The organism is Micromonospora sp. D93, from assembly GCF_018070365.1.
Classification (GTDB): domain Bacteria; phylum Actinomycetota; class Actinomycetes; order Mycobacteriales; family Micromonosporaceae; genus Micromonospora; species Micromonospora ureilytica.
In genome coordinates this window covers 61,004-73,460 of sequence record NZ_JAGPXW010000022.1, presented here as the reverse complement: position 1 = coordinate 73,460, position 12,457 = coordinate 61,004, and the positions used below count along the sequence as shown (strand labels likewise).

Genomic DNA, 12,457 nt, shown 5'->3' with positions numbered 1-12,457 from the left:
TCGCGAACGAAAGCGAGTCCAGCCATGACGCCTGACTACTACCTGGTGCTCGCGGCGGTGCTGTTCACCATCGGCGCCGCCGGGGTGCTCGTCCGGCGCAACGCGATCGTGCTGTTCATGTGCGTGGAGCTGATGCTCAACGCGGCCAACCTGACGCTGGTCACCTTCAGCCGGATCAACGGTGACCTGAACGGTCAGATCATGGCGTTCTTCGTGATGGTGGTGGCGGCGGCCGAGGTCGTGGTCGGGCTCGCGATCATCATGTCCATCTTCCGGACGCGACGCTCGGCGAGTGTCGACGACGCCAACCTGCTCAAGTACTAGAGGGGTCCACCGGTGGAAGAGACTGTGGAATACGCCCAGGCCACGGGGCTGCTCGGGGGCGTCTGGCTGCTGGTGGCGATCCCGCTGGTCAGCGCGGCCATCCTGCTGCTGCTCGGCCGCCGGGCCGACCGCTGGGGGCACTGGTTGGGCGTCGCCGCCATCGGCGCCGCGTTCGTGCTCGGCCTGAGCTTCTTCTTCCAGCTGCGTGGCCTGGAGAACAAGTCGGTCGAGCTGAGCCTCTGGGACTTCATCGCGGTCGGTGATCTGCGGGTCGACTTCGGCCTGCTCTTCGACCCGCTGGCCGCGGTCTTCGTACTGCTGATCACCGGGGTGGGTTTCCTGATCCACCTGTACGCGGTGGAGTACATGTCGCACGACGCGGGCCGTCGTCGGTTCTTCGCGTACTTCAACCTGTTCGTCGCGGCGATGCTGCTGCTGGTGCTCGGCAACAACTACGTGATGCTGTACTTCGGCTGGGAGGGCGTCGGTCTGGCGTCGTACCTGCTGATCTCCTTCTGGACGGAGCGGCCGAGCGCGGCCACCGCCGGCAAGAAGGCGTTCCTGATGAACCGGGTCGGCGACACCGGCCTGGCCATCGGCATCTTCATCATGTTCGCCACCCTGGGCACCACCCAGTACGACGAGGTGTTCAACGGTGTCGGCGCGCTGACCGGCACCACAGTGCTGGTCCTCGGCCTGTTGCTGCTGCTCGGTGCGGCCGGTAAGTCCGGTCAGTTCCCGCTCCAGGCGTGGTTGCCGGACGCGATGGAGGGCCCGACGCCGGTGTCGGCGCTCATCCACGCCGCCACCATGGTCACCGCGGGCGTCTACCTGATCGCCCGGTCCAACCCGATCTTCTCCGCCAACTCGACGCTGCAACTCGTGGTGGTCAGCGTCGGCGCGCTCACCCTGCTGATCGGCTGCATCATCGGTGCGGCGAAGGACGACATCAAGCGGGTGCTCGCCTGGTCGACGGTGAGCCAGATCGGCTACATGTTCCTCGGTGTGGGCCTCGGCGGCGCGGCGTACGCGCTGGCCATCGTGCACCTGCTGGCGCACGGCTTCTTCAAGGCCAACATGTTCCTGGGCGCCGGTTCGGTCATGCACGGAATGGAGGACCAGGTCGACATCCGCCGCTTCGGTGGGCTGTCGAAGTACATGAAGATCACCTGGCTGACCTTCATGATGGGTTGGCTGGCCATCATCGGCATGTTCCCGTTCTCCGGCTTCTTCTCCAAGGAGCCGATCATCGTGGCCGCCTTCGAGCGGGATGACTGGACCGCCTGGCTCTTCGGCGGGGCGGCGCTGCTCGGCGCCGGGCTGACCGCGTTCTACATGACGCGGCTGTTCGTGCTCACCTTCCACGGTCCGCAGCGGTGGACCGAGGACATCGAGCACCCGCACGAGTCGCCGAAGCTGATGACCATCCCGCTGATCCTCCTGGCGGTCGGGTCGGTCGGCGCCGGCTTCCTGCTCGCCACGTCCGTTCCGGACTGGCTGACCGAGACCGCCGGGCTGGGCGGCGAGCACGCCGAGCACGAGGCGGTCCTCTCGCACGCCGTGATCACCACGCTGTCGCTGCTGGTCACCGTGCTCGGCGCCGGGCTCGCCTGGTTCCTGTTCCGGGCCGGTACGGCCACCGCGCCGCAGCCGGCCGGGGTGCTGGTCACCGCCGCCCGGCGCAACCTCTACACCGACGCGGTCAACGAGGCGGTCTTCGAGAAGCCGGGCATCTTCCTCACCCGGGCGCTCGTGTACCTCGACAACCGGGGCATCGACGGGCTCGTCAACGGGCTCGCCGCCGCGGTCGGCGGGGGTTCGGGTCGCCTTCGTCGGATGCAGACCGGCTTTGTCCGCTCGTACGCCACCTCGATCCTGGCCGGTGCGCTGCTGGTGATGGCGGCGTTCCTGGCGGTGCAGGCGGGGTGGTTGGCGTGATCGACCTGTTCCCGGCCGCCCCCGCCGGCGGACCACGCAGTGACGACGGAGGTAAGGCCGCATAATGTCCAACTTCCCGTTCCTCTCGGTGCTCACCGTGGCGCCGCTGGTGGGCGCCCTGGTGGTGGCCTTCCTGCCGCGCCACCGCCCGGAGCTGGCCAAGCAGGTGGCGTTCGCCTGGTCGCTGCTGGTGCTGGTGCTCTCGGTGGTGATGTGGGTGAGCTTCAACGCCGGTGGTGACCGGTTCCAGTTCCGCGAGTCGTACTCGTGGATTCCGAACTGGGGTGTCAGCTTCACCTTCGCCGCCGACGGCATCGCGCTGGTGATGCTGATGCTGATCGCGGTGCTGGTGCCGCTGGTGATCCTGGCGTCGTGGCACGACGCGGAGTCGTCGAAGCGGTCGGTGCCCGTCTACTTCGCGCTGCTGCTGGTCCTCGAGTGCACGATGATCGGCGTCTTCGCGGCCGCCGACGTCTTCCTGTTCTACGTGTTCTTCGAAGTCATGCTCGTCCCGATGTACTTCCTGATCGGCAGCTACGGCGGCCACCAGCGGCAGTACGCGGCGGTGAAGTTCTTCCTCTACTCGCTCGTCGGCGGTCTGTTCATGCTGGCCGCGGTGATCGGCCTGTGGGTGGTCGGTGGCAAGACCTTCGACTGGCAGGCGCTCTCGCAGGTCGACATCAGTACCGGCACCGAGCGGTGGCTGTTCCTCGGCTTCTTCCTCGCGTTCGCCATCAAGGCGCCGTTCTTCCCGTTCCACACCTGGCTGCCCGACGCCGGTGGTGCCGCCCCGGCGGGCGCGGCGGCGCTGCTCGTCGGCGTGCTGGACAAGGTCGGCACATTCGGCATCCTGCGCTACTGCCTGCCGCTGTTCCCCGAGGCGTCGAAGTGGTTCGCGCCGTGGGCGCTGGCGCTGGGCGTGATCGGCATCGTCTACGCCGCCCTGCTGGCGGTCGGCCAGAACGACCTCAAGCGGCTGGTGTCGTACACCTCGATCGCGCACTTCGGCTTCATCGGGGTTGGCATCTTCGCCTTCACCACCCAGGCCGGCACCGGCGCGGTGCTCTACATGCTCAACCACGGGTTGGCCACCGGCCTGCTGTTCCTGGTGGTGGGCATGCTGATCTCCCGGCGTGGTTCGTCGCTGATCAGCGACTTCGGTGGCGCTGGCAAGCTGGTCCCGGTGCTCGCCGGGGTGCTCTTCTTCGCCGGTCTCGCCTCGCTGGCGCTGCCCGGTACGGCGCCGTTCATCTCCGAGTTCCTGGTGCTGATCGGTACCTTCACTGTGAACAAGCCGGTCGCGGTCATCGCCACGCTCGGCATCATCCTGGCCGCCGCGTACGTGCTGTGGATGGTGCAGCGCACCACCCAGGGCACCCTCAACCCGGCGTTGACCGAGGTCGACGGCATGCGCCGGGACCTCAACCTGCGTGAGAAGGTCGTGGTCGCCCCGCTGATCGCGCTGATCGTGCTGCTCGGCTTCTTCCCGAAGCCGGTCACCGACGTGATCAACCCGGCCGTCCAGGCGACCATGGACGACATCGGCAGAACCGACCCGGCGCCGTCCGTGGGCGGCACCGTCCAGGAGGCGGCAAAGTGACCGAGTTGAAACTGCCGTCGATCGACTACGCGGCGATCGCTCCGATCCTGATCATGCTGGGCACGGCGTTGCTCGGCGTGCTGGTCGAGGCAGTGGTGCCCCGGCGCTGGCGGCACGTGGTGCAGCTGACGTTGGCGCTGCTGGCGGTGCTCGCGGCACTGACCATGGTGGTCCTCAGCGCCGACGAGCGGATCATCACCGCCGGCCAGTCCCTCGCGATCGACGGGCCGACGCTGTTCCTCCAGGGCGCGATCCTGGTGCTGGCCGCGATGGCGCTGCTGCTGATCGGTGACCGCTCGGTCGAGCGGGGCGGGGCGTTCGTCGCCCAGGCGGCGGTGACCGCCGAGTCGGCCGACGACCGGCGGCAGGCCGAGGGGCGCAACGGCCTCACCGAGGTCTACCCGCTCACCACGTTCGCGATCGGCGGCATGCTGATCTTCGTGGCGGCGAACGATCTGCTGACCATGTTCATCGCGCTGGAGGTCTTCTCCCTGCCGCTCTACCTGCTCTGCGCGCTGGCCCGTCGCCGGCGTCTGCTGAGCCAGGAGGCGGCGATGAAGTACTTCCTGCTCGGCGCGTACGCCTCTGCTTTCTTCCTGTTCGGCGTGGCCCTGATCTACGGCTTCACCGCCGGCATGCCGGGCCGCTCGGCCGGCGTCGACTTCGCCACCATCCACGCGGCGGTGAGCGAGTCGCCGGCCAGCCCGGTGCTGCTCTTCGCCGGCATGGCGCTGCTCGCCATCGGTCTGCTCTTCAAGGCCGCGGCGGCCCCGTTCCATGTGTGGACCCCGGACGTCTACCAGGGCGCTCCGACCCCGGTCACCGGGTTGATGGCGGCCTGCACCAAGGTCGCCGCGTTCGGTGCCCTGCTGCGCGTCTTCCAGGTCGCGTTCGCCGACGCCAACTGGGACTTCACCCCGGTCCTGGGCGCGGTGGCGGTGCTGACCATGCTGGTGGGTGCCGTGCTGGCGGTCACCCAGACCGACATCAAGCGGCTGCTCGCGTACTCCTCGATCGCCAACGCCGGCTACCTGCTGGTCGGTGTGTTGGCGCCGAGCCGCGACGGGCTCGCCGGCACGATGTTCTACCTGGTCGCGTACGGCTTCTCGGTGCTTGCCGCGTTCGCCGTGGTGACCCTGGTACGCGACGAGGACGGCGAGGCCACCCACCTGTCCCGCTGGGCCGGGCTGGGCCGGCGGTCGCCGTTCTTCGCCGCGCTGTTCACGTTCATCCTGCTCGCCTTCGCCGGTATCCCGCTGACCAGCGGCTTCACCAGCAAGTTCGCCATCTTCGGGCCGGCGCTGGAGGGTGGTCAGGCCTGGCTGGTGATCGCCGGTGTGCTGACCAGCATGGTGCTCGCGTTCCCGTACCTGCGGGTCGTGGTGATGATGTGGCTCTCCGAGCCGGGCGAGTCCACCCCGACCGTCACCGTGCCCGGTGGGCTCACCTCCGCGGCGCTGATGATCGGTGTGCTGGCGACCCTGGTGTTGGGCGTCGCCCCGGCGCCGCTGCTCGATCTGGCCACCGGAGCCGCCGAATTCGTTCGATGACCGAAGGATCGATCACCGGGGGTCGGCACGTGTTCACGTGCCGGCTCCCGGTGCGTATCCCCGGCCCGGAGCAGGTCGAACGCGTGTGGCATGGTTGATAGCGTGGTGAATCCGGCGGGCGAGCGTTCAGGTGCCTCCGGCTCCGGCGGTCGGCGGGGTCGGGCGAGCACGAGTCAGTTCGGCGCGCTTGGCCTCAGCCTCGCCGATCCCCGTGTCGAGGCGTCCGTGTTGGGCCTACTCGACACGGTCGAGGTCGAGTTGCGGGCCAGTGTGGCCAGCGCCGACCCGTTCGTCACCGAGGCTGCCCGGCACCTCGTCGAGGCCGGCGGGAAGCGTTTCCGGCCGTTGCTGGTGGCGCTCGGCGCCCAGTTCGGTGACCCGACAAGTGCGCAGGTGGTCCCGGCCGCCGTGGTGATGGAGCTCACTCACCTCGCCACCCTCTACCACGACGACGTGATGGACGAGGCCGCCGTCCGTCGGGGCGCGCCCAGCGCGAACTCCCGGTGGACCAACTCGGTGGCCATCCTGGTCGGCGACTACCTCTTCGCCCGCGCGGCGGACATCGCCGCCGACCTGGGCCCCGAGGCGGTCCGGTTGCAGGCGCGCACCTTCGCGCGACTGGTGCACGGCCAGATCGCGGAGACGGTGGGGCCGCGCGCCGACGACGACCCGGTGACCCACTACCTGCACGTGATCGCCGAGAAGACCGGCTCGCTGATCGCCACGTCGGCCCGGTTCGGCGGCCTGTTCGGTGGCGCCACCCCGGAGCACGTCGAGGCCCTCGCCGGGTACGGCGAGACGATCGGCGTCGCCTTCCAACTCTCCGACGACCTGCTGGACATCGCCTCCGAGTCGGTGCAGTCGGGCAAGACCCCCGGCACGGACCTGCGCGAGGGTGTCCCGACGCTGCCGGTGCTCTACGCCCGCGAGGCGGACGACTCCGACGCGTCGTCGGTGCGGCTGCGGGAGATCCTGGCGACCGGCCCGTTGACCGACGACGCGTTGCACGCCGAGGCGTTGGGGCTGCTCCGGGAGAGCCCGGCGCTCAAGCGGGCCCGGGAAACCGTGCGCAGCTACGCCGAGGAGGCCCGCGCGCAGCTCGCCCCGCTGCCGAACGGCCCGTCCCGCAGCGCGCTCGAGTCGCTCTGCGACTACATCGCCGACCGCACCAGCTGATCCACACCCCGGCCCGCTGCGGCGGCGGCGCGGGTCAACAGTCGGCTGCCGACGAGCATGAGGGCGGCGGCGAGCAGCATCGCCACGGCCGCGATGCTCCACATCGCCGGGTAGCCGAGGTGGGCGGCGAGTGGGCCCAGGCTCAGCGGGCCGAGACAGCCGCCCGCGTACACCCCGGTCTGGGTGATCGAGGTGGCGGCGGCCGGTGACTGTGGGTGGAGCCGGACCACCGCGAAGTTCATCAGGCCGGGCCAGGCCCAGCCCAGGCCGAAGCCGAGCACCACGCCGACCACCAACGGCACCGAGCCGGTCAACGCGAGCAGGCCCAGTCCGACCGCGCCGACGAGCAGCATCGCGGCGATGAGGGCGACGTGGCCGGTCTCGCGGCGGTCGGCCAACCAGCCGGCGCCCACCCGTGCGGCCACGCAGACCGCGCTACCCAGGGTCAGGGTGAGGCCGGCGAGACCCGGCGACAGGCCCCGGGCCGCGGCGGAGTCCACCAGGAAGGTGCCCAGCGAGTTGGCCGCGCCCGAGGCCAACGTCGCCGCGGCGCCGGTCACCACGAGCGCCGTCGTCGCCCGCCCGGCGCGTGTGGCACCGGCCCGCCGTGCGGTGCCGGGCAACTGCCGGGGTACGGCGGCCAGCGTCGTCAGCGCGGCCACGGCGGCGGCAACGAACGCCCAGCGCCAGCCGGCGGTGAGCGCGATGGTGGGCACGGCGACGCCGGCCAGCAGTGTGGAGACCGGGATGGCGGCCTGCTTGACACCGAACGACAGCCCTTGCCGCCGGGCCGGCACGTGCTGGGCCAGCGCGGCGTTGCTGGCCAACTGGCCGAGCGCGTTCGCGGCGGCGCTGAGCGCCAGCAGGCCGACGAGCACCGGGTACGACCGGGCGAAGGCGGCCACAGCCAGCATCGACCCGGCGGCCAGCAGGATGCCGCAGCGGGCGACCACTGCCGGTCCGTACCGTTCGACCAGGCGGCCGGAGGGCACCGAGGCCAGCGCGCTGACCCCGAAGTAGACGGAGACGGCCAGGCCCAGACCGGCCGGCGAGAAGCCGAGGTCAGTGCCCATCTGCACGGCGAGACCGCCGAGCAGGAAGACCGGGAGTACGCAGGCCACTGTGGTGACGACTGCGCCGGCGCTGGCCCGGACCGGGTGGGGTTGGGCGATCGCCGGATCGGGGGTTGTGGAGGTGTCGGTCATCGTTCGGCAAACCTACGCGAGCCCCACTCAGAGCACTCCTGGTGACCGGCGGGGCACAAGCTGTGGATGGTGATCTGGCATCCTCGACCCGAACAGGCATTTCGCACCGGGCCTGTTTTTCATATGGTGTAAGTCCCCGGCGGCGGAGGTGGTTGTGCGCGACCCCTTGGCAGAACCTTCGGACCTGATTCGCAGCGTGTCCCGAGCGCTACGGGTGCTGGAGTCGGTCGGTCGCGCCCCGAAGGGCCTGACCGTCAAGCAGATCGCCCGGCGCTGCGAGCTGACCGTGGCCACCACCTACCACCTGGTCCGCACCCTCGCGTACGAGGGCTACGTGATCCGTCGCGAGGACGGCACGTACATCGTGGGGTTGGAGGTGGCCGACCGGTACCGGGAGCTGGTGACGGCGTTCCGGGGCCCGCCGGCGGTCGGTGAGACGCTGCGGCGGGCCGCCCTGGACACCGGCTACAGCCACTACCTCGGTCGGTTCGTCGGCGGTCAGGTGGCCCTCACGGCGGTCGCCGAGGGGCACCGCTCGCCCTACCTGGAGGACCTGGTCCCCGGCTTCGACGAGGGGGCGCACGCGACAGCTCTCGGCAAGTCGCTCCTCGCCACCCTCACGACCGACCAGCGCTACCGCTATCTCCGCGAGTACGGCATGCGCCCGTTCACCACCGCCACGCTGACCACCACCGACAGTTTCGAGGCCGACCTGGCCGCCGGTGACCGGCGCGGCATGCAGTTGGAGATGGGGCAGTTCCGGCAGGGAGTGGCCTGCGCGGCGGTGCTCGTCGCGCCGGACAAGGACATGGAACGCCGGGTCGTGCTGGCCTGCGCGTTGCCGGCCAGCGAGATGATGACCTCCGCCCGGGTGGTACGCGCCAAGCTGCTCACCGTGGCCCGTAGCGTGGCCGACGGCATCGCCTCCGACAACTGACCGCTGAGAGGCCCTCTCCCGGGCTGGGAGAGGGCCTCTCAGGGCGGTCCGGCGCCGGACCGCGGAGCAACGTCAGCGGGGCTGTCGGCCGCTCAGCTGCCCACCGGGCCGCCGTCGAGGCGCCAGGTGACCACCACGCCCGGCTTGGCGTAGTCGCCGTCCGGCCAGTTCGAGGCCGGGTTCTCCACCGAGGCCCCGGTGATCTCGCCCGGGTGCTGCACCGCGACGAAGACCGAGCGGTTGTCGCCGGTGATGAACGGGCCGCAGGTCTCCGCGCCGAGCGGCACGGTCAGGAACTGCTTGAGGTGACCCCGCTCCGGACCCTCCACCGCGACGGCGAACAGGCCGTCGTTGCTGCCCAGCGCGTTGCCGTCGGTGGAGATCCAGAGGTTGCCGGTGGCGTCGAAGGCGACGTTGTCCGGGCAGGAGATCGGGGAAACCTTGGTCTTGTCGTACCCGGCGAAGAAGGTGGACTGGTCGGTCGGGTCGCCGCAGACGATCGGCAGCGACCAGGCGAAGGTCTCCGCGGCGTTGTCGTTGCGGTCCTCGACCAGCTCCAGGATCTGCCCGTGCTTGTTGGCGTTGCGCGGGTTGGCCTCGTCCGCCTTCGGGTTGCTGCCGACACCACGGTTGGTGTTGTTGGTCAGCGCCACGTACACCTTGCCGGTGAGCAGGCTCGGCTCGACGTCCTCGGGGCGGTCCATCTTGGTCGCGCCGACCTTGTCGCCGGCGAGCCGGGTGAAGGTGAGCACGTCCGCGGCGGTCATCCCGTCGACGAACGACCGGTTGCCGCTGACCAGCCTGATCCAGCGACCCCGGCCGTTGAACGCGCCGTCGGTGGGGAGCTGGCCCGAGCCGTCGATCTCGGCGGCACTTGTCTGGTCGAGCTTCGCCACGTAGAGCGTGCCGGACTCCAGCAGGGTCAGGTTGTGCTTGCGGGCAGCCCAGGAGTTGCCCTTCATGAACTTCTTGTCCGAGACAAACTTGTAGAGGTAGTCGAACCGCTCGTCGTCGCCCATGTACGCGACCACGTGGCCGTCCTTTGCGACGATCACGTTGGCGCCCTCGTGCTTGAACCGGCCCATCGCTGTGTGCTTGCGCGGACGGCTCTCCGGGTCGAACGGGTCGATCTCGACGACCCAACCGAACCGGTGTGCCTCGTTGGGGTGCTTCGCCAGGTCGAAGCGCTCGTCCGCGCGCTCCCACTTGCGGCTGCCGCTGGGGTAGCGGCTGGCGGTGCTGATGCCGTAACGATCCAGCTTCGGCTTCAGCTCGGCCGGGGCGGCGTCGGCGCCCACGAAGTACTGGTTGAAGTTCTCCTCGCCGGAGAGCACAGTGCCCCACGGGGTCACGCCACCGGCGCAGTTGTTGAGCGTGCCGACGACAGTCCGGCCCCTGGGGTCGGCGGCGGTCTTCAGCCAGGCCGAGCCGGCGGCCGGACCGGTCAGGTCGAACTTGGTGCTCAGCGCGGTGACCCGCCGGTTGTACGGCCGCGGGCCCTTGTCGACCGGCTTCCACTGCCCGGTGCCGGCGACCCGCTCAAGCTCCACCACTGACATGCCGTGCGCGGCCATGGCGGTGCGCAGCTGCTCCACGGAGAGCCCGTCCAGGCCGGGGAAGCCCGGGAACATCAGGTCCTCGTTCGTGTACTCGTGGTTGACCACGAGCAGCGCCCGCTTGCCCTGCTTGTCCAGCGGCAGCACGCCCACGAAGTCGTTGTTGTAACCGAACTGCTTGGACTGCGCGGCGGCGGTCTGGTGACGCAGGTCGAACTCCGGCGCGCCCGGCAGCACCGGGTCACCCCACTTGATCACCACGGCGTGGTCGTAGCCGTTCGGCACGACAAGGGTGTCCAACTTGTTCGGTGGGATCGGCTTGAAGGTCAGCGCGCCGCTGCCGACCCCGGTGCTGGGACGGCCGAAACCGAAAGCCTCCGGGACGTCCGGGGTGGTCGGGGCCGCCACTGCCGGGGCCGCGCCGGCGAGCGCACCGGCCGCCGCGCCGCCGAAACCGAGCACCAGCGCGCCGACCGCGCCGGCCCGCACCACGCCACGTCGCGAAACCTCGGCGTTCACCACATCACCGAAGTACGCGTTGTCAGAGGTGTTCGGCACCGGGTGGTCACAGGCGTTTCCGCACCGGTACAGGCAGGTCATGGCGTCACGGGTGCCATGACGAGTGCCGTTCAACAGGGGGAGCAGCCGGGGACGGTCGCTCATGGGAGAGGCCTCCAGAGAAGTCGGTGGCACGATCGGCGGCGTACCAGCCGGACGCTAGGAGGACGTGGTGAGCGCACGTCAGCCGCGATGTGAACCGGGCATGAACACCTTCGTCGACGGCAACCACCACGCAACCGGTCTGACCTCGGGCTGAACCGATCGGCGTGACCGCACGTATTCCCGAGCGGACGCACCGCCGGACGCGCGCCGGAAGCGAGGAGACCGCCATCAGCGACCACGACGCCCAACTGCTGCGCGCGCTGCACGACGAGCACGCGGAGGCGCTGTACGCCCATGCCCTGCGGCTGGTCAACGGGGACCGGCAGCGGGCCGAGGACCTGGTACAGGAGACGCTGCTGCGGGCCTGGCGACATCCGGAGTCACTCGACCCGAGGCGCGGTTCGGTGCGGTCCTGGCTGTTCACCACCGCCCGCAACCTGGCCATCGACGCCTGGCGGCGGCGATCCACCCGGGTCGGCGAGGTGTTCACCGACGATCTGCCCGAACCGCCCGAGGTGATCGACGAGGCGGAACGGGCGGTGGAGGCGTGGACCGTCGCCGAGGCGCTGAACCGGCTCAGCCCGACCCACCGTGAAGTGCTCGTCGAGTGCTTCTACCAGGGGCGGTCGGTGGCCGAGGCGGCGTCCCGCCTGGGCGTACCGCCAGGGACCGTGAAATCCCGCACCCACTACGCGCTGCGGTCTCTACGGTTGGTCCTGGCCGAGATGGGGGTGACGGGATGACCCGGTGCGAGTTCGCGTACGACGACGGCGCGTACGTGCTGGGCGCCCTGGCCCCGGCCGAGCGGGCGGCCTACGAGCGGCACCTCGGCGGTTGCGCCTCGTGCCGGGAGGCGGTCGCCGAGATCGCCGTCCTGCCCGGGTTGCTCGGGCGCCTCGACCCGGCGGGGTTGGAGCAGATCCTGCCGCCGCCGGCCCCGCCCCTGGTGCCCGCGCTGCTCGACGAGGCCCGCCACCGCCGTCGTCGGGAACGCTCCGCGGACCGGCGACGGTACGCACTGACCACACTGGCCGCCGCCGGGCTGGCGGTGCTGGTCGGCGTGGGCACCGCCGTGGCGCTGCCTCGACAGGTCAACCCCTCCGGGCCGCCCGGCGCGCAGGGCAACCCGGCCCCGCAGGTGTCGATGGTCGCCATGCGGCCGGTGGCCGCGGCCGGGCCGGTGCACGCCGACCTCGGGCTCACCGGCACCAAGTGGGGCACCGAGGTGACCATGCGCTGCGGGTACGACGCGCGGACGAGCTACGGCAAGGCGTACCCGTTCCGGCTGGTGGCGCGGGGCCCGAACGGCGCCACCGAGCAGATCGGCTCCTGGCTGGCGGCCCCCGGCGACGACCTCAGGTTCACCGGCGCCACCAGGTTCACCGACGCCGAGCTGGTAAGCGTGGAGCTGCAGAAAGCCGACGGCACCCCCCTCCTCACCTACGCCGTCCCCTAGCCCACCCACCCCCGACGGTCCTCCGCGATCTTGCACTTTCTGCCCTTCCATA

10 protein-coding genes are annotated in these 12,457 nt (G+C 70.3%); 8 read left to right on the top strand and 2 right to left on the bottom strand.

Annotated features, from left to right (window positions below; translation table 11 throughout):
• The first annotated feature begins 24 nt into the window (after window positions 1-24).
• The 5 genes from nuoK to KBX71_RS22790 all read left to right on the top strand — a co-directional run bounded on the left by nuoK (window position 25) and on the right by KBX71_RS22790 (window position 6,588).
• Window positions 25-324: an NADH-quinone oxidoreductase subunit NuoK gene (gene nuoK, locus KBX71_RS22810; RefSeq protein ID WP_030486270.1), complete on the top strand. Its 300-nt coding sequence runs from the start codon at window positions 25-27 to the stop codon at window positions 322-324.
• A gap of 12 nt (window positions 325-336) precedes the next feature.
• Window positions 337-2,262, top strand: a complete 1,926-nt coding sequence (gene nuoL / locus KBX71_RS22805; protein ID WP_210819964.1) for an NADH-quinone oxidoreductase subunit L — start codon at window positions 337-339, stop codon at window positions 2,260-2,262.
• Window positions 2,263-2,326: 64 nt separating this feature from the next.
• Window positions 2,327-3,862, top strand: coding sequence for an NADH-quinone oxidoreductase subunit M (locus tag KBX71_RS22800; RefSeq protein ID WP_091395550.1), 1,536 nt, complete (start codon window positions 2,327-2,329; stop codon window positions 3,860-3,862).
• On the top strand, window positions 3,859-5,412 hold the full coding sequence (nuoN, locus tag KBX71_RS22795) for an NADH-quinone oxidoreductase subunit NuoN (RefSeq protein ID WP_210819963.1): 1,554 nt from the start codon (window positions 3,859-3,861) through the stop codon (window positions 5,410-5,412). The genes KBX71_RS22800 and nuoN overlap by 4 nt, the downstream gene beginning before the upstream one ends.
• A gap of 90 nt (window positions 5,413-5,502) precedes the next feature.
• Window positions 5,503-6,588: a polyprenyl synthetase family protein gene (locus KBX71_RS22790; protein WP_210819962.1), complete on the top strand. Its 1,086-nt coding sequence runs from the start codon at window positions 5,503-5,505 to the stop codon at window positions 6,586-6,588.
• Here the strand turns inward: KBX71_RS22790 and KBX71_RS22785 are convergent.
• Window positions 6,564-7,793 carry an MFS transporter gene (locus KBX71_RS22785; RefSeq protein WP_210819961.1) on the bottom strand — a complete coding sequence of 410 codons (1,230 nt, stop codon included), beginning with the start codon at window positions 7,791-7,793 and terminating at the stop codon, window positions 6,564-6,566. The two genes, KBX71_RS22790 and KBX71_RS22785, sit on opposite strands and share 25 nt — an antisense overlap.
• A gap of 154 nt (window positions 7,794-7,947) precedes the next feature.
• Between KBX71_RS22785 and KBX71_RS22780 the strand changes: the two genes are divergently transcribed.
• Window positions 7,948-8,730, top strand: coding sequence for an IclR family transcriptional regulator (locus KBX71_RS22780; RefSeq protein ID WP_210819960.1), 783 nt, complete (start codon window positions 7,948-7,950; stop codon window positions 8,728-8,730).
• A 92-nt stretch (window positions 8,731-8,822) separates the two neighbouring features.
• Here KBX71_RS22780 and KBX71_RS22775 read toward each other — a convergent pair whose 3' ends face one another.
• Window positions 8,823-10,949 carry a PhoX family phosphatase gene (locus KBX71_RS22775; protein WP_210819959.1) on the bottom strand — a complete coding sequence of 709 codons (2,127 nt, stop codon included), beginning with the start codon at window positions 10,947-10,949 and terminating at the stop codon, window positions 8,823-8,825.
• A gap of 227 nt (window positions 10,950-11,176) precedes the next feature.
• Between KBX71_RS22775 and KBX71_RS22770 the strand changes: the two genes are divergently transcribed.
• Both KBX71_RS22770 and KBX71_RS22765 read left to right on the top strand, forming a co-directional pair.
• Window positions 11,177-11,692, top strand: a complete 516-nt coding sequence (locus tag KBX71_RS22770; RefSeq protein ID WP_051708644.1) for a sigma-70 family RNA polymerase sigma factor — start codon at window positions 11,177-11,179, stop codon at window positions 11,690-11,692.
• Window positions 11,689-12,405 carry an anti-sigma factor gene (locus KBX71_RS22765; protein ID WP_210819958.1) on the top strand — a complete coding sequence of 239 codons (717 nt, stop codon included), beginning with the start codon at window positions 11,689-11,691 and terminating at the stop codon, window positions 12,403-12,405. The genes KBX71_RS22770 and KBX71_RS22765 overlap by 4 nt, the downstream gene beginning before the upstream one ends.
• Window positions 12,406-12,457: the final 52 nt, after the last annotated feature.

Bases quoted from the DNA above. Each gene is read 5' to 3' on its own strand.
- nuoK (WP_030486270.1), top strand. From the start codon at position 25: ATGACGCCTGACTACTACCTGGTGCTCGCGGCGGTGCTGTTCACCATC.
- KBX71_RS22800 (WP_091395550.1), top strand. From the start codon at position 2,327: ATGTCCAACTTCCCGTTCCTCTCGGTGCTCACCGTGGCGCCGCTGGTG.
- KBX71_RS22790 (WP_210819962.1), top strand. From the start codon at position 5,503: ATGGTTGATAGCGTGGTGAATCCGGCGGGCGAGCGTTCAGGTGCCTCC.
- KBX71_RS22785 (WP_210819961.1), bottom strand. From the start codon at position 7,793: ATGACCGACACCTCCACAACCCCCGATCCGGCGATCGCCCAACCCCAC.
- KBX71_RS22775 (WP_210819959.1), bottom strand. From the start codon at position 10,949: ATGAGCGACCGTCCCCGGCTGCTCCCCCTGTTGAACGGCACTCGTCAT.
- KBX71_RS22765 (WP_210819958.1), top strand. From the start codon at position 11,689: ATGACCCGGTGCGAGTTCGCGTACGACGACGGCGCGTACGTGCTGGGC.